At 55.2% G+C, this 17490-nt stretch carries 13 protein-coding genes and 1 tRNA gene; 6 read left to right on the top strand and 8 right to left on the bottom strand.

All coding sequences use genetic code 11. From position 1 onward, the window contains the following. Positions 1-9 precede the first annotated feature (9 nt). The 3 genes from A377_RS0106270 (at position 10) to pnuC (ending at position 2571) form a co-directional block, all read left to right on the top strand. Positions 10-657, top strand: coding sequence for a class I SAM-dependent methyltransferase (locus A377_RS0106270; RefSeq protein ID WP_019895376.1), 648 nt, complete (start codon positions 10-12; stop codon positions 655-657). A gap of 955 nt (positions 658-1612) precedes the next feature. Continuing rightward, on the top strand, positions 1613-1888 hold the full coding sequence (locus A377_RS0106260; RefSeq protein ID WP_033422843.1) for a YkoF family thiamine/hydroxymethylpyrimidine-binding protein: 276 nt from the start codon (positions 1613-1615) through the stop codon (positions 1886-1888). Next, positions 1885-2571: a nicotinamide riboside transporter PnuC gene (gene pnuC / locus A377_RS0106255; RefSeq protein ID WP_019895373.1), complete on the top strand. Its 687-nt coding sequence runs from the start codon at positions 1885-1887 to the stop codon at positions 2569-2571. Before A377_RS0106260 ends, pnuC begins: the two co-directional genes overlap by 4 nt. Here the strand turns inward: pnuC and A377_RS0106250 are convergent. From A377_RS0106250 to A377_RS0106235, 3 genes are all read right to left on the bottom strand, one after another. Next, positions 2486-3469, bottom strand: coding sequence for a phosphotransferase (locus A377_RS0106250; RefSeq protein WP_019895372.1), 984 nt, complete (start codon positions 3467-3469; stop codon positions 2486-2488). The genes pnuC and A377_RS0106250 overlap by 86 nt on opposite strands. Positions 3470-3481: 12 nt before the next feature. Then, positions 3482-3943, bottom strand: coding sequence for a CopD family protein (locus A377_RS0106245; protein ID WP_019895371.1), 462 nt, complete (start codon positions 3941-3943; stop codon positions 3482-3484). 918 nt (positions 3944-4861) lie between these two features. Next, positions 4862-5743, bottom strand: coding sequence for an SMP-30/gluconolactonase/LRE family protein (locus A377_RS0106235; protein ID WP_019895369.1), 882 nt, complete (start codon positions 5741-5743; stop codon positions 4862-4864). A gap of 181 nt (positions 5744-5924) precedes the next feature. Here A377_RS0106235 and A377_RS12730 point away from each other — a divergent pair, with 181 nt between their 5' ends. The 3 genes from A377_RS12730 to A377_RS0106215 all read left to right on the top strand — a co-directional run bounded on the left by A377_RS12730 (position 5925) and on the right by A377_RS0106215 (position 11634). Further along, positions 5925-9236: a putative bifunctional diguanylate cyclase/phosphodiesterase gene (locus tag A377_RS12730; RefSeq protein ID WP_019895368.1), complete on the top strand. Its 3312-nt coding sequence runs from the start codon at positions 5925-5927 to the stop codon at positions 9234-9236. Positions 9237-9350: 114 nt separating this feature from the next. After that, entirely contained in the window at positions 9351-10949 is a 1599-nt protein-coding gene (locus A377_RS0106225) for a sensor domain-containing diguanylate cyclase (RefSeq protein ID WP_083919117.1), read from the top strand. Between the two features lie 355 nt (positions 10950-11304). Continuing rightward, on the top strand, positions 11305-11634 hold the full coding sequence (locus A377_RS0106215; protein ID WP_019895365.1) for a helix-turn-helix transcriptional regulator: 330 nt from the start codon (positions 11305-11307) through the stop codon (positions 11632-11634). Positions 11635-11684: 50 nt separating this feature from the next. Here A377_RS0106215 and A377_RS0106210 read toward each other — a convergent pair. The 5 genes from A377_RS0106210 to doeB2 all read right to left on the bottom strand — a co-directional run bounded on the left by A377_RS0106210 (position 11685) and on the right by doeB2 (position 17474). Next, positions 11685-11771: transfer RNA gene (locus A377_RS0106210), tRNA-Leu, on the bottom strand. 563 nt (positions 11772-12334) lie between these two features. Further along, positions 12335-13708, bottom strand: coding sequence for an NAD-dependent succinate-semialdehyde dehydrogenase (locus tag A377_RS0106205; RefSeq protein ID WP_019895364.1), 1374 nt, complete (start codon positions 13706-13708; stop codon positions 12335-12337). A 10-nt stretch (positions 13709-13718) separates the two neighbouring features. Then, positions 13719-15014 carry an ectoine hydrolase gene (gene doeA / locus A377_RS0106200; protein WP_028485318.1) on the bottom strand — a complete coding sequence of 432 codons (1296 nt, stop codon included), beginning with the start codon at positions 15012-15014 and terminating at the stop codon, positions 13719-13721. Positions 15015-15020: 6 nt separating this feature from the next. Further along, positions 15021-16274, bottom strand: coding sequence for a diaminobutyrate--2-oxoglutarate transaminase (ectB, locus tag A377_RS0106195; protein ID WP_019895362.1), 1254 nt, complete (start codon positions 16272-16274; stop codon positions 15021-15023). Between the two features lie 24 nt (positions 16275-16298). Further along, positions 16299-17474, bottom strand: a complete 1176-nt coding sequence (doeB2, locus tag A377_RS0106190) for a N(2)-acetyl-L-2,4-diaminobutanoate deacetylase DoeB2 (RefSeq protein ID WP_019895360.1) — start codon at positions 17472-17474, stop codon at positions 16299-16301. Between the last annotated feature and the right edge of the window lie 16 nt (positions 17475-17490).

Genomic DNA, 17490 nt, shown 5'->3' with positions numbered 1-17490 from the left:
AGAATTTATATGGCCAAGACCCAGGGATTTGACCAGTACACCGAGATGTACGACCAGTGGTTTACCGACAACCCGCATTTGCACAAAGCGGAAATCGCCGCGATTGAAACCCTGATGCCCACCGACGATGCCGGTCGGCGTCTGGAAATCGGCTGCGGCAGCGGGCAGTTCATGGGTCCGCTGAAGATTGACCTGGGCGTGGAACCGTCCAAAGCCATGCGCCAGCGCGCCGAGCAACGCGGACTCACCGTCAAAGCCGGTAGCGCCGAAGCACTGCCGTTGGAAGACGCCAGCTACGACTGGGCGCTGTTCGTCACCTCGCTTTGCTTCGTTGACGACCCGATGAAAGCACTGACCGAAGCCCACCGTGTACTCGGCGAAGACGGTCAGATTGTGATCGCGTTTCTGGAAAAAAACAGCGAACTGGGTCGCCAGTACGAAGCCCACAAGGACCAAAGCCCGTTCTACAAAGACGCGACCTTTATGTGCGCCGACGACGTGCTGGGGCTGCTGGGACAAATCGGTTTCCACCACTTTGACTCAGTGCAAACCCTGACCGCCGACCAGCTCAAGGCACTCAAAGATGAGGCGATCACGCCCAGTGTGATGAATGGGCATGACGAAGGCGCGTTTGTGGTGATCAAAGCGCAGAAATAACCAGGCCTGGTCAAAAAGACTGTCACCCTGAGCGCAGCCGAAGGGTCTTGAAAGACGGAGCCGGACTCCAAAGATCCCTCCGCTTCGGTCGGGATGACAAGCGTTTCATGTTGTCGCCAAGGTTCATGACTGGCTTCAACTTACTGCTTCAGCAAGCCCAGATGTGTTCATTTTTTGCTTGTGCAAAAAACGAACCAAAAAAGCACACCCAGCACACGCTTTCTGTGCATTCTAAGCCCTGCCACAGGGCCCTTGCGAACTCGCTTCGCTCAAACAGGCGCAAGGGACATTTCCTGTGGCAGGACTAAGAAGCACAACGAAATCTTTGTGATGGGGATTGGGCCATGCATTGCTTTTGGCACGATTGGCGATGAACCGTTTTGCTTGTTCTGTTTGAAAACAACCAGGCCTGGTAAAAATACACTGTCACCCTGAGCGAAGCCGAAGGGTCTTTGGAGATGGCGCAGGGATTAAAAGATCCCTCCGCTTCGGTCAGGATGACAGACTTCTGGTCGTGATCACAAGACCCAATACCAGCGGACAAATCGGCGATTAACCGCTGGGGTTGTCAGGGTCCCATCAGAAAATTTCGTCGTGACACTGGGTGAAGGCGCTGGATTACCGCTTGCGCCTGTCTGAGCGAAGCGAGTTCGCAAGCGGCCAGCGACAAGCCCTAGTGGCACAGAAATTTTCTGCTGGGTGTGCTTTTTTGGTTCGTTTTTTACACAAGTAAAAAATGAATATCCCTAGGATCGCACTAACATAAATCAAAAGCACAATAGCAAACTTGATCGAAGCAACAAAACAACTAGGCCTGGTCAAAAAGACTGTCACCCTGAGCGAAGCCGAAGGGTCTTAAAAGACGGAGCCGAACTCCAAAGATCCCTCCGCTTCGGCCCGGGATGACAGGCTTTTGATCGCGACGACAAGACCCAACCAAAAAAAGGAAAAACAAATGGCACTCCAAGTCTCAATCGACATCAGCATGTACCCGCTCAGCGACGATTACCTGCGCCCGATCCAAACCTTCATCGACCGTCTGAAAACCCTCGACGGGGTGCAGGTGGCCTGCAATACCCTCAGCACCCAGGTCTTTGGCGATTACCATACGGTGATGAGCGCCATGACCGCGGAGCTGGAAGCCGTGTTCACGGAAAACCCGCACACCGTTTTTGTGATGAAACTGGTGGGCACCAACCGTTGTGGCTTTGATTCGGACCCGGCCGAATGATCGACACGCTGACACAGGTCTGGCAACAAGTGCAGACGCTTTCCGGCTGGGAAGCGCTGGCGACCCTGCTGGGGCTGGCCTATATCGTGTTGGCGATCCGGGAATCCCTCTGGGCCTGGCCTTGTGCTTTTTTCAGCACCCTGATTTACTCCTGGCTGTTTTGGGACGGGCAGCTGCCGATGCAGGCCCTGCTCAACGCTTATTATCTGGTGATGGCTGTGTACGGTTTCTGGCTCTGGTCGACCAGAACGCCGGAAAAAACGACGGCAACAACGACGGAACAGGGTTGGCCAACCGACAACCCCCCGCTCAGAGTGCATCGACTGACAGGCGGGCAACATGCCTTGTTTTTAGGCGCAGGCGTGGTTTTGACCGCGTTGATGGCCAGCCTGATGCAATACTATGAATGGTCGCGTGCGCCCTGGCTGGATGCGGGAGTCACGGTGTTTTCCATGCTCAACACCTATCTGATGGCGCGCAAGGTGCTGGAAAACTGGCTTTATTGGCTGGTGATCAACTCGGCGGCGATGTGGCTGTATTGGGACAACGGCTTTTACTTTACCGTCGCCATGTTTGCGGTCTATTTCGGGATGGCCATCATTGGCTTTTATCAATGGCGTCAAAGTGCGCGGGACGCTGAAGCCAGTCATGCAGCGAACCCTCACCCAGCACATTCAAGCTGAACAGCAGCAAACGATACACCCAGCGGACCGAGTGCAAATCCGCTGGTAGGTCAGCCCCTGTCAGCCGATATTCTGCGACGAATGCGCGTGCCTGATCAGAACGAAACAGGTATTCCAAGAGGACCCAGTCCAGCACGATCGGCGCGGCCGTCAACGCATCCCAATCCACCAGCGTCAGCACCATGGCCTCGTCGGCGCTCTGGCTCGGGCCCAACAGAAACTGATCCCAGCGCAAATCGGGCAGCGACCAGCCCCAATCCGAAGACGTGTTCTGCAAGACGCGGTGAGCCTGCGTCAGAATGGCCGACAGCTCCTGCCCCAGCCCGTGTTGTGCACCAAAGGCCCGCAACGCCATCAGGTTTTCGGCCTGAGCCGGTTGCTGAAAAAAGCGGCGTAACCAATCACAGACACACTGCGGCCAGTCAGGCATCGCTGCCACACTGGTCTGATGCATGGCCGCAAAATGCCGTGCCAGCTCCGGCAACAAAGCACTGATGGAGACCACATCCGGCTGCTGCCCGGGCACAAAACGGGTCAGCGAGACGCTTTCCCCTTGCGCCGTGGCAAACACCGCTTCCAGCTTGGGCACCGCCAGAGGCGTCAGGGCCTGTGCCCGCTGATACAGCGCTGGCAAATTCCGCGTTTGCTGGGCAAAACCGCTGCCAAAAACCGCCGCAAAGCCCTGCCAGAAATCGGCCTGATCAATCGCGGCCGGATTGGGCCTCTTGAGCACAAAATCGGGAGACTGCATCGAAGACACGCCCTTGCCCAGCCAGACGCGGTAAAGGCTGTGCGAACTGTCTGCAAACGCCTGTGGCAAAGGAGCCAGCCGAACCGGCTGAGCGAAATGATCGCCCAACCGTTTTAACCAGGCCTGATGGTGTTTATCGGTCTGCAAAACGCGTCAACGTCACTGAATAAACGGTCCGGCCGCGCCCAGTACAAAAGCAATCATCCCCAAGGTCAGATTCACCGCAATCACCGGACGAATCCGGGTGTTCAGGGTCTTTCCGGCCTCGGCAAACTCTTCGGCATCCACCTGGCGGGCAAAACGCTTGTAAAGCACAAAGTACAGGGTGGCAAACAGGGCCAGCATCACCCAGCCAATGCCGATCATGGTCAAAAGGTAATGCGGGCCATGGCCGCCAAAGCGCCAGAAAAAATCGGCGTAGCCACTGACAAACAGAAACAGAATGCTCAACCAGACAAAAAAGAAAAATCGCCGGAAAATCTGCCGCCACAAACGCAACCGCTCAGGCGGTTCCAGAGTGGCCGCCGCAGCCGGACGAAACACCCGATAGGCAAAAAACATGCCGCCAACCCAGATCACGGCCGCAATCACATGCAAACTCAACCAAAACGCGCTGATCATTGTATTGTCCTTTTTTTAACGTGAATAAAATCGATTGTCCCCCTGAGCGAAGCCGAAGGGTCTTTGAACATGGCGCCGAATGCCAAAGATCCCTCCGCTTCGGTCGGGATGACAAAATTTCTGATTGCGATACCAAAACCCAATACCAACCGAAAAAACCGGTGATCAACCGCTGGGGTTGTCAGGGTCCCATCACAAAGATTTCGTCGTGCTTCTTGGCCTTGCCACAGGAAATGCCCCTTGCGCTGTCCGAGCGAAGCGAGTTCGCAAGGGCCCTGTGGCAAGGCCTAGAACGCACAGGAAACGTGTGCTGGGTGTGCTTTTTTGGTTCGTTTTTTACACAAGTAAACGAAGAACTCGGCGCCCGCAGGGGTAAGCCGAGAAAAAATGAACACATCTGCTCTTGCGCTGCAAAAAAGAGCGAGCACAACCATTAACTTGGCAGAATCATCAACAAAACCACCAGGCCTGGTCAAAATACACTGTCACCCTGAGCGAAGCGGAAGGGTCTTTAAAGACGGAGCCGGACTCCAAAGATCCCTCCGCTTCGGTCGGGATGACAGGCTTTTGATCGCGACGACAAGACCCAATACCAACCAGAAAATCTGAGATCAACCGCTGAGGTTGTCAGGGTCCCATCAGAAAATTTCGTCGTGACACTGGGTGAAGGCGCTGGATCACCGCTTGCGCCTGTCTGAGCGAAGCGAGTTCGCAAGCGGCCAGCGACAAGCCCTAGTGGCACAGAAATTTTCTGCTGGGTGTGCTTTTTGGTTCGTTTTTTACACAAGTAAAAAATGAACATCTCCGGGATCGCACAGCCATCAACGTTCAAGCACAGCGTAAAACCTAATCAAAGCAATCATCAAAGATCACCAGGCTTGATAATTTTTAAGCCCGTCCAACCAGCTCAAACTGGATTCAGAGCGGCTGAATCACCAGCGCGTCTTTTTGGAACAGGGGAATCAGCAAACGTTGGCGTTTGGTGTCCAGCCCCAAGTCGGCCGGTGAGGTCAAGCCACCGAACAACTCGGTCACGGTGCCTTCTCCGGCATCGATTTCATAAATGGCTTCGCCGGTCCAGCTCGAGACAATAAAGCGCCCCTCGCCCATATTCAACAAGCCATCAAGACGGTTGTGCGGCGGCTTGGGCAGCTCTGTGCGCGTGCCATTGGCATCCAGACGAAAGGCTTCGCCGGAAAAGATGGTGACCACCACCAGACCACCGCCATCGGAGACCACGCCATTGGGCACACCCATCTCACTGTCCTGATAGATCGGCGTGATTTTGCCGTCAAAGGTCAGGTGATACACCGCGTCGGTGCCAGCCGGTTTGAACCCGGGGGCCACGCCACTGTCGGTCACATACAAACCGCCTTCCTCCGCCAGCGCCAGACCATTGAGGAAATTCACTCCGGAAAAGATCATGCTCGCAATCTGCTGACCGGTTTCGATGTCGAACTGATGCACACGGTCAATGTCGGCCACAAACAGGAATTTCTCCGTCGCCACCATGCCTTTGGGCGCATTCAAATGAATCTGGTTGCTGGCCCCATCGATCCATTTCAAATCCAGCACTTTGCCCTCTGGGCTGACTTTGGAAATAAAACCATTGTCGTCTTTGGCAAACGGACTGCCGTTGATATTGGCCACCAGATACACGTCCTGACCGGCGACATACTCCATCGATTCCGGCGTGGCAAACCCGGCGTTTTTGACGTGAATGGCCTCACCTTCTGCGGCAAAGGCCCCCGCACTCAGGGCCATCAGCGCCCCGGTCATCCAGATTTTTAACTGTTTCATCCTCGTCTCCTGTTGAGATGTCCACCTTATTTCATCATGATTTTATGATTATACGATGATCCATTTCAAAGATTGGCGCAATCCCTCCTCAAAATGCGCAAAAAATGGGTAAGATAAATGGATATGACTCCTTTGCCGAGTCAGGGACGAGAAAGATATAAAAGGTTACCGAGTTCACTGAATGAAACGACCCAACCACGCCTCTGCTGCAGCTGAAAAACCGCACAAATGGAAAGCCCTGAGACTCGCTGGCATTTATGCGCTGATCGCCAGCATCTGGATTCTGGTGTCGGACCGGCTGGTGTCAAACCAAATCCTTGACACCGCTTTCGGCGAATGGAGCCAGACCGTGAAGGGCCTGGCGTTTGTGCTGGTCACAGCTGGCCTGCTTTTTCTCCTGCTGACCTACTGGCTGCCACCCACTCAACCGATCAAACAGGATCACAAGCCTCTGAACCGGGGCCTGATTCTAACACTGGCGGGCATTGTCGGGTTTATTCCGCTGATCGCCGGGTTGATTGTGTTTATGCAAACTCCGGTATTGGAGAACAAGGCGCATGACCATTTGCAGATATTGGTGCAAAACAAGGCTCACCAGCTCAACCGCTGGTATCAGGAACGCCAGGCCGATGCCCAGGTACTTCAGAATGACAAACGGTTTGACGCTCACCTGAATCGCTTCCTCTCTCAAACCAACCCCTCCGAACAGTCAAGCGCTCTGATTCGCCAGCGCTTGCAGGATTTGTACCGTTTTTACCACTACGAAGGGGTGGTACTACTCGACCGGAATTTTCAGACACAGATGGCATTCGGTCGCACAAACCAGTCAAGCATCGACGATCTGCCGGAACTCAAACGGGTTCTGAACAAAGCGGCCGCTTCCGGCCAGATACAGACCACCCCATTTTATTTTGAACCCAAAACGAACCACACCCATCTTGACTGGGTCATCCCGATTCAATCCCTGGCCAATGGCGCATCCCACAATCAGGGCTTTATTCTGATTCACGCCGGACCCAAACAATTCATTTACCCATTGTTCGCACAAAAAGAGCACCGCCCACACCCAATGCAGTTGGCATTGATGCACCGTTCCGATGACAAAGACTATTCGCCCCTGTTCCCTGAGCGCAACGACGCCCGCAACTTTTTGCACCATCCCTGCCTGGTAAAGGCACTGCAGCCAGCTCTGCAAGCCATGTCAGCAACCACCTTGCAACCCTCTTTCTGCGACGGCGAAAGAGGTCTTGTTGCACTGCAACCGTTTGACAGCGCCGACTGGATTCTGGTCGCCGGGGTGAAACGCGAATTTCTGGTGCAGAAACTGTACGAGATTGTAATTTGGGTGGCTCTGATCAGCCTGATTATTATGAGTGCGCTGGGTTATGCCATCTGGCTGTTGTGGCGCCAGCAGGAACGGGTCTACCAATTGCAACTGGCGGTATCCAGCAACCGCCTCAACCACTTTTTGAGCATCAGTCCCACTGTGCTCTATGTGTTTACCGGCGCGCCGGACAATCTGCAGGCCGAATACATCAGCCCCAATGCGGAAAGCCTGCTGGGCGAAGCCCCGGACCCGGACAACCTGATCGAATGGTGGAAAAACCGCCTGCACCCGGAAGACCGCATAGAAGTAACGCAATGCTTTCTGGACGTACTTACCCGCACGGACGACCACAAGGACCATGTTCAGGAATACCGTTTCTGGCACCCTGATCATTCCTATATGAACATTCGAGATCAATTTCGGGTTTTCCATCTGCCCAATGGACAAATCGAAATCGTCGGCAGTCTTCAGGACATGACCCTTGAGGTGGAACAAAAAAACCGATTGGAACAGGCTCAGATTGTTTACGATGCCACTCAGGAAGGCATTGTCATCACCGATGACAAACAGCGCATCATTAATGTGAACGCGGCGTTTGAACGCATTACCGGCTATACCCTTGAAGAAATCAAAGGCCAGACCCCGGCCTTTTTGAAATCGGGTGAACACGCCAAGGCTTTTTATGACCGGTTGTGGCATCAACTTACCACCAAAGGTTACTGGCAAGGGGAAATCTGGGATCGACGCAAGAACGGCGAACGTTATCCCGAACTTCTGGGCATCACCCAGGTTCGCAACAAACAGGATGACGTGCGCTATTACGTTGGGGTGTTCAGCGACATTTCTAGCATGAAGAATTCCGAAGCCGCGTTGGATTATCTGTCGCACCACGATGCCCTGACCGGTCTGGCCAACCGAACGTTATTGACCGATCAACTTGACGGCTTGCTGGCCCGGCACAAGACCGAACACAAACACCTGGCCGTTTTGCTGCTGGATCTGGACCGCTTCAAGTACGTCAACGAAAGCTTCGGCCACGACATTGGCGACGAACTGCTGCAAACCGTGACCAAGCGCTTGAAACGTGAGTTGCACAAAGAACAGTTGCTGGCACGGTTTGGTGCCGACGAATTCGTTGTGGTCATGCCGGACCTCAAACACCAGGAAGACGCCGCCCGTCTGGCCGAAGCGTTAATCCAGAGCATCTCGGAAAGCTTCCAGCTCGCCGACCACACCGAAATCACCACCAGCGCCAGCATTGGCATCAGTCTTTACCCGTTTCACGGAAAGACGGCGCAGGCACTGCTTCAGAATGCCGATGCGGCCATGCACAAAATCAAGGGCGACCAACACAATGAACGCTACACCTATTACACCCGCGAACTGACCGACCTGGCGCAGCATCGGATCGGGCTGGAAACCCGCCTGAAGCAGGCGCTGAAAAACGACGAACTGGAAATGATGTACCAACCACAGATTGCGCTCGACACGGGCAAAATCATCGGTGCCGAAGCCCTGCTTCGATGGCAGGACCCGGAACGTGGCACCATCGCCCCCGACCAGTTTATTGGTCTGGCGGAAGAAACCGGCCTGATCATTGACATCGGCGACTGGGTTTTGAAAAACGTTTGCCGGCAAGGACGGCAATGGCTGGACCAGGGCCTGGACATTGGACGTCTGGCCATCAACCTCTCCAGCCGTCAGTTTCAGGATGCCAATGTGGTCAAAACCATTGAAGTCACTCTGGCGCAAACCTTGTTGCCGCCTCACGTGCTCGAAATTGAAATCACCGAAAGCTCGCTCATGCGCTCGCAGGAACGCGCTTCCAGACGTCTGGCGCAACTTCAGGCCATGGGCATTTCCATCGCCATGGACGATTTCGGCACCGGTTACAGCTCGTTGGCCTACTTGCGTAACTTGCCATTGGACATTCTGAAAATCGACAAAACCTTTATTGATGGCATTGGCCAAAACCTGCAAACCGAACAGATCATTGATGCCATCATCGCCATGGGCCATTCGTTGGACATGAAAGTGTTGGCCGAAGGGGTTGAAACCCTGGAGCAGAGAGATTTCCTGGCCGAACACGGCGCCGACTTTTATCAGGGTTATTATTTCGCCCGGCCTCTGTCGGCCGAGGCCTTTGCCGATTTGCTGCGGCGCTGAGCACCCCAAGCAAAATTCGCGCTTGGGATTAGAAACTTTTATTTCTAAAGCCGCCAACAAATCAGTAAAGTGACATCATGGGTTGCCCATAAGCGCCCGTTACACAGGCCAACTATGACTCTACATCGCTTTTTCAACCGAAACTGTACCTTTTCCCGTAATTTCCCCAAAATCAAACCCTACATGCAATGGGCGTTGATCCTCTGCTGGGTCATGGGCATGTTCTGGTTGTTTAACGCGGCCAAGCACGACGCCTACCAGCAAATTCGTGCCGAACTCAGTGAAAAAAGTGCCTCTGCCCAACGTCAAATCGGCTTGAGTTACATGCTGGCTTACAGCATGACCGAGCAGATGCAGAAAAACATCGAACTGGCCCAAAAAGGGTATTTGCAAACCTACTGCTCAGACCGGTTTGTGCAATACAACCAGACCTGGGGTTTGTCGCCCTATGACCTGACCGATCTGGATCACTGCCTGGAAGCCAACATCTCCGGATCAGGCCATTTCGATGCGCTCACACCCGAAATCTGGCAAGAGATTGATGCGGCACTGGCTCTGGACATCGATCTGGACACCGATCCCATCAACCACATTGAATTTGCCTGGTCCTATTACACCTCCAAAAACCACTTCATACTCTACGCACCGGCCATTGATCCCAAAGCGTTCCAGTTTTCCGAATCCCTGTACGAAAAGCCTTTCTGGACCATTGCCACGCCCCAGAACAACCCACAGCGCCAGTTCCGCATTTCGCCCATTTATCTTGATGCGGCGGGCAAGGGCTATATGATTTCGCTTTCGCTGCCGGTGTATGTGAACGATGTCTTCTACGGCGTGGTCTCGCTGGATCACACGCTCACCTCCATCCGAAGAACACTGGAAAACCGGTTGGATGGTGCCACGCTACTGGTCAATAATGAACGTCAGATCGTTTCTGCGCCCTACGATTTCACCCCAGGCGACAAAATCGCGCTGAAAAAACCGTTACATGAGCTGGCCAGACAGCACGACCATGGATTCAACCCCGACAAAATCGTGATGCCGGTGATCGATGACCAAATGTATCTGGTGCATTACCTCTATCCGAACGGGCACGTCAAAACCGTTCTGCAAACCATGCAGCTTCAGGGACTCTTTTTCACCTCCCTGATTCTGGTATTGATGCTGTTGATCTGGCTGTTTGAAATCTTCCTGAAAATCAATCGCATTGCCATCCACGATGAACTGACCCACATTCTGAACCGGCGCGGGGTGGAACAGAAAGCCGAATGGCTGTTTGACCTGGCGGATCGTGAGCAACAACCCGTCAGCGTGCTGTCACTGGATCTGGATCGCTTCAAACAGGTCAACGACACCTATGGTCACAGTTATGGCGACAAAGTGATCGCGGAGTTCGGCCACCACCTGACCGAACACGCACGCAAATCCGATCTGGCCGGGCGCATGGGCGGCGAAGAATTCATTATGTTTCTGCCCAACACCCCTCGCGACCAGGCCGCCATCCTGGCAGAACGTTTACTCGAGACCTTGCGTCACAAGCGCATTTCCGATCAGAACATCCAAATCACCACCAGCATCGGTTGCATCGAACGTCAACCGGAAGAATCCCTCAACAACGTCCTAAAACGCGCCGACCTCGCCCTCTACCAGGCCAAAGACCAGGGCCGAGACCAAATCAGTTTCGGCCCGTCTGAGCCCGACGAGCAGACATAAAAACCCATCCGATTCAAAGTCCAAGCACACGCTCTTTCAAACACAAAACTGAAAACAACGTTTCAGAACGGTTTTATAACCTTTACAATATAACCTATGTACCAAATCAAGATCCGACGCAAAGCGGCCAAGGCACTGAAAGCATTGCAGGCCAGGCAGCGAGAGCGCATTGCAGAGTCGATTCAGCAATTGGGGAACAACCCGAACAATAAAGCGCTGGACGTCAAACCGCTAAAGAATCACCCGGCAGCACAGTACAGGTTGCGAGTAGAGCAATATCGAATTTTATTTGACCGGAAGATCAGCTGAGGGTGATCGCGATTGAGAAAATGGGACACAGAAAGGACAGTTACCAATGAATGCACAAATCATTTTTGACCCGGAAGGCAAAAAACCTGAGTATGCGGTTATTCCGTGGGAAGAATACCAACGACTGGTCACGCAGGATGCCACCCCTGAAGATGAACTGATTGCCTTTGATGTGGCCGACTATATTGATAATCCCATCAAGAGCGCGCGAATCAAGGCCAATCTGACTCAGGTGCAACTGGCAGAACGTTTGGGTGTGTCCCAGGCCTATATAGGCAAAATTGAACGCGCAAGCTACAAACCAACAGACCGGCTTGTTGAGCGCGTCAACAAAGCCGCAAACCAAGCTGGAGCGACTGTTTCCACCGAAGCATGAAAGCCAGAAAGTAAAAAACCCCAGTGACATCCATCACTGGGGTTTGCTGTTGGTGCGGATGGGGAGACTTGAACTCCCACGGGTTTTACCCCACAGAGACCTGAACCCTGCGCGTCTACCAATTCCGCCACATCCGCTTGAATTGGATGCCGCGAATTATCCGTGAACCGCCTTGCCTTGTCAAGCAAAAATTCCAACGATCTCCTGCCAAAAACACATCCAAAACCACCAGGCCTGGTCAAAAAGACTGTCCCCCTGAGCGAAGCCGAAGGGTCTTTAAAGACGGAGCCGGACTCCAAAGATCCCTCCGCTGAGGTCGGGATGACAAAATTTATGATCGCGATACCAAAACCCAATAACAACCGAAAAAACCGGTGATCAACCGCTGGGGTTGTCAGGGTCCCATCACAAAGATTTCGTTGTGCTTCTTGGTCTTGCCACAGGAAATGTCCCTTGCGCTGTCCGAGCGAAGCGAGTTCGCAAGGGCCCTGTGGCAGGGCTTAGAATGCACAGAAAGCGTGTGCTGGGTGTGCTTTTTTGGTTCGTTTTTTGCACAAGCAAACGAAGAACTCGGCGCCCGCAGGGGTAAGCCGAGAAAAAATGAACACATCTGCTCTTGCGCTGTAAAAAAGAGCGAGCACAACCATTAACTTGGATGAATCATCAACAAAACCACCAGGCCTGGTTAAAAATACAGCCCTCAGCTCTGCGCCGGTCCGACCCAAACCTGTTGCACATTCACAAATTCGCGAATGCCATGTGGCCCCAGTTCGCGCCCGTACCCGGAACGCTTGATCCCGCCACTGGGCAGACGCGGATCGGTTTTGACAATGCCGTTGATGGCCACCTGCCCCGCTTCGATCTCACGGCTCATGGCTTCGGCTTTGGCGGTATCGGCGGTCCAGATGGAGGCCGCCAGCCCATAGTCGCTGTCATTGGCCATGGCCAGCGCCTGCTCGGCGTTGTCGGCTTTCATCACCACCGCAATCGGCCCAAAGGTTTCTTCGCAGGAGGCCTGCATGCCCGGCGTCACATCCGCCAGCACCGTCACCGGATAGAAAAAACCGGGGCCGGGCGGCATTTCACCGCCCAGCAGACAGCGCGCGCCCTGATTGACGGTCTCGGTCACCTGACGATGCAACCCTTCGCGCAAATCTTCCCGCGCAATGGGGCCGACCTGAGTGCTTTCCTCACAGGGATCGCCCAGTTTCAATGCCGCCAGCTGGTTGGTCAAATGTTCGACAAATTGATCGTACACCGGCGCTTCCACAATCAAACGCTTGGCTGCGATGCAGGACTGACCGGCATTGATGATGCGCGACAGCGCCAGCACCTCGGCGGCCTTGTTGACATCCGCGTCGGCCAGCACCAGACTCGGGTCGGAGCCGCCAAGTTCCAGCACCGCGGGTTTGATGTGTCGGGCGGCCAGTGACGCCACTTGCGAACCGGCCGAACTGGACCCGGTCAAAGAAACCGCCTGCACAGCCGGGTGCTCAATGATGCGCGCTACCTGTTCGTTGTGTACCCGCATGTTTTGAAACAGGCCTTCTGGCGCCCCCACCTTTTCAAACAGTTCGGCGATGGCTTCCGCGCAGGCAGGTACATGCGAATCGTGTTTCATCAGACAGGTATTGCCCGCCATCAGGGCCGGAGCGCCAAAACGGAAGGCCAGCCAGAAAGGCGCGTTCCAGGGCAGAATCCCCAACAGCGGACCAAGCGGCAGATGCTGCACATAACTGTGACTGGCATCGGACGCCAGCGTGACCGGTGCCAGATAGCCCTCGGCGTGGTCGGCGTAATGGCGTGCGCACCAAATGGCTTTTTGCACCTCGCCGCGGGCTTCTTTGATCGGTTTGCCCATTTCCACCGTCATCAGGCGGGCCAGACGCTCTTCGTCTTCGTTCATTAAATCGGCGACCTGATGGAGCAATGTGGCCCGTTCGGCAAAACCGGTTTTGCGCCAGCCCTGGAACGCCTGCTGACTCAGTTCCACAGCGGCATCGATCTCAGAACCACTCATGGCTGGGTACCCTTCCATGGCCTGCCCGGTCGTGGGGTTGGTGGCGACAAACATAGACGACTCCTTATTTTCCTTTTTTGTGCTTCTTTTTCGCGCTTTTTGCGGGTTGACTGACCCCTTCTACGTCCAACTTCAACGCCGTCGGCGGCAAAACCGGTCGCGGTTGATTGAGCTTTTCGCGGTCGAGCATGCTGTTTGTTTTGATGCTGAAATCCTGTGGCACGTCTTCAAAAAACGATCCGCAGCCGTCTTCGGTAATGTAAAAAGTGTCACTGATGCCGCAGGACTTGTCACCGTCCACCCCCCACATCCAGGGAATCACGTGAAAGGTCATGCCCGGTTCCAGCACCGCACTGTGGCCCTGATACAGACTCAGAATGTAGCCCTCATCCCAACTGGGGGGAAAGGCAATCCCGATCGAATAGCCGGAACGGGTAATCAGTTTGGCCCCCAGTTCGTTGTCGGCAATGATGTTGCGCAGCATGTTGTCGGCATCGGACACGGTCATGCCCGGACGCAATTCCTTGCGCGCATGGGCCAACGCCGTTTTCATGGTTTCCTGGGCTTTGCAAAAGCTGTCGGTGAGCTCACCACAGACCACGGTGCGCATCATCGCGGTGTGATAACGCCGATAGGACCCGGCGATTTCCAGAAACACGTGTTCGTTGGGCTGAACTTCGCGCCCTTCCCAGGACGCGTGCCCGATCATGGTTCGCGGTCCGGAGGTGACATAGGGCATCACCGCCGGAATTTCGCCGCCCGCGGCAAACATGGCGCGACTGATTTCGGCACCGATTTCGTTTTCGGTCACCCCGGGCTGACAGGCGTCAATGCCTGCCTGCATCCCGGCTTTGGTCGCAATCGCCGCTTTCTGCATCACCTCCAGTTCGCAGGCCGATTTACACACACGCCCTTCTTCCACGATTCCGAAACAATCCATCAAACGGCTTTTGGTAAAGCTGGTATGAAAGGTGTCCTGGTGATACGCCGGAAAAAAGTAGGAATTGCGTTCGTAACCGATGGATTTGCCCACCAAATTGAATTCCAGCAAGGACGAAATCAGCATCTGAATCGCATCGCCCGTGTCCGGATAGGGGCGGGTGATTTCCACCCAGGTTCGGGCGTGCACATTGGACTCTTCCAGTTTGCGCGTGATCATAAACGGCTCGTCTTCGAGCGGCACCACCAGCGCCTGAAAAAAGGAATAGCCGGTGGTCTGATAATCGGTCAGATACATCAGGTTTTCCGGGTCGGAAATGATCACCGCATCCAGCAATCGCTTGGCCATGCGCTGGCGCAGGCCGTCAATGCGGCGTTCGTATTCCTCATACGGAAAGGTCATGTCATCGCGCTTTCTCATCGTTTCTTACCCCTTCATGCAAGCGGCCAAGGCCTCAGACAATATTTCCAACCCCGCGACCAGTTCGTCTTCGGGAATGGTCAAAGGCGGAATCAGCTTGATCACCGAACCGCCGACCCCACAGGGGCCAAACAACATGCCCCGCTCAAAACATTCACGCGCCACGGCTTTGGCCAGAGCGCCATCGCCCACGTCCAGCGCCTGCATCATGCCTTTGCCGCGCACACTGAAACCCGCATCCGGGTAGGTTTGCGCCATCTGCTCCAGCGCCCCGACCATGATTTCGCCCTTGTCGTGCACCGCGTTCATCAGCTGGTCGTCTTCAAAATAGCGCAAAGCCTCGCGCCCGGCCACAAACGACAGGTTCTGGCCGCGGAAAGTGCCAGTGTGCTCACCCGGCTGCCAGTGCTGGTCGTGCTCAGGCTTGACCAGGTTCATGGCGATGGGTGTGCCCAGACCACCCAGGCCCTTGGCCAAAGTGATAATGTCCGGATCAATGCCCGCCTCGTCAAAACTGAAATACTGCCCGGTGCGCCCGCAACCGGCCTGAATGTCGTCCACAATCAGCAGTGCTCCCAGATCCTTGGCCAGTTTGTCCAATCCCTGCAACCACTCAGCGGAAGCCACATTGACCCCGCCTTCGGCCTGAATCGGCTCGACCAGAATCGCCGCCGGTTTTTCCGCGCCGCCGGAAGTGTTGTCATAAAGCGCGCGCAAGGTGTCCAGCATCGCCAGTCCGCCGCCGACATTGGTTTCAAACGGGCAGTGCGACACGTGGTTCAGCGGCACCCCGGCCGCCTGACGAAAATAGCCATTGGCGGTGCAGGCCAGCGCCCCCAACGTCATGCCATGAAAGCCCTGGGCAAACGCAATCACATTCTGACGCCCCGTCACCTTGCGCGCCAGTTTGAGCGCCGCTTCCACCGCATTGGTGCCGGTCGGGCCCATAAACTGCAACTTGTAATCCATTTTGCGTGGCTGAAGAATGGTTTCCACAAAGCCCTGAATGAAATCCCGCTTGGCCGCGGTCATCATGTCCAGACTGTGCAGCACACCGTCTTCGGCCAGGTAGTCCATCATCGCGGCTTTGAGCTTGGGGTTGTTGTGGCCGAAATTCAGCACCCCAGCCCCGGCGTAAAAGTCGATGTATTCCTTTCCGGTTTCGTCCCACTGTTTGGCGTTCTGACCTTTGACAAACACCGCAGGGTACGCGCGGCTGTAGGCGCGGATTTCGGATTCATACTGTTCAAACCAATCCATTGTTCTCTCCTTTTACACAAATTCTCACACCACCGGCACCCCGGCCAAACGACAAAAAACACGCATCACCGAATCCAGAACCCGGTCATTGAACTGATACTGCGGACTGTGACAGGGCGCGCTGTACCAGGCCTGGTCATTTTTGGCATTCGTCTGCGCCATGCCCACCAAGGCAAACGCTCCCGGAATCTGATTGAGGTAATAACTGAAATCTTCGGACGCCATCAGCGGCAAACGCAGGTCCACCTGATCCGAATCCGCGCCCAATTCGGCGCGCAGGGCATCACGATAAATCGCCGCCGGTTGCGCATGGTTGAGTGTGGGGTTGTAACGTGGACGGATCTCCACCTCGGCGGTCACGCCATAACTTTGGGCGGTGCCGTGCGCGATGGTGTCAATCGCATCGTTGATCGGGCGCTGAAACGCCGGATCGGCAAAGCGGATGCTGCCTTCCAACAGCACCTTGTCGCCGATCACCGTCAGGGCATTGCGCGCGTCCATGGAGGTGACACTGACCACCGCCGCCACCTGCGGCGGCAAACGGCGGCTGACAATCTGCTGCAAATTCAGGATCAGGGCGCTGGCCGCCAGCAACGCGTCCGAGGTGGACTCGGGCTGCGAAGCATGGCCGCCATGGCCTTTGAGGGTAATGTGAAAGGTGCCGTTGCCCGACATCACCGCCCCAGTGGGACAGACGGCCGTGCCGAGTGGCAGGGCCGGCCAGTTGTGCCAGCCATAAATTTCATCGATGCCTTCCAACGCGCCGTCTTCGATCATGGCTCTGGCACCGTGTCCGCCTTCTTCGGCGGGTTGAAACAGCAATGACACCGGCCCCGGCAAGGCGGATTCATGCGCTTTGAGCCACTTGGCCGCGCCCAGCAAGGCCGCCATGTGCCCATCGTGGCCACAGGCGTGCATCACCCCCGCTTGTTTCGAGGCGAAATCCAACCCCGTCGCTTCCACAATGGGCAGGGCATCCATGTCCGAACGCAAGGCGATATGCCGTCCTGCCGCATGGGGCGCAAGCGTGGCCACGCAGCCATGCTCGGCGCAGGGCCGCCAGGCAATGCCCAACGCATCCAGCTGTGCCCGCACAAACCGAGCGGTTCCGGCTTCCTGCCAGGTCAATTCCGGATGCTGATGCAACCAGTGCCGCGTTGCCCGCGTATCGTTCAGGTGCGTTTGCCAGTCCAGCGTCATACGCCCTCCGTTGGGA

It is taken from the genome of Hydrogenovibrio halophilus DSM 15072 (genome assembly GCF_000384235.1).
GTDB classification, from domain to species: Bacteria; Pseudomonadota; Gammaproteobacteria; order Thiomicrospirales; family Thiomicrospiraceae; genus Hydrogenovibrio; species Hydrogenovibrio halophilus.
Note: the sequence above shows the minus strand (reverse complement) of the source record. Positions and strands in the feature narration are given on the sequence as shown.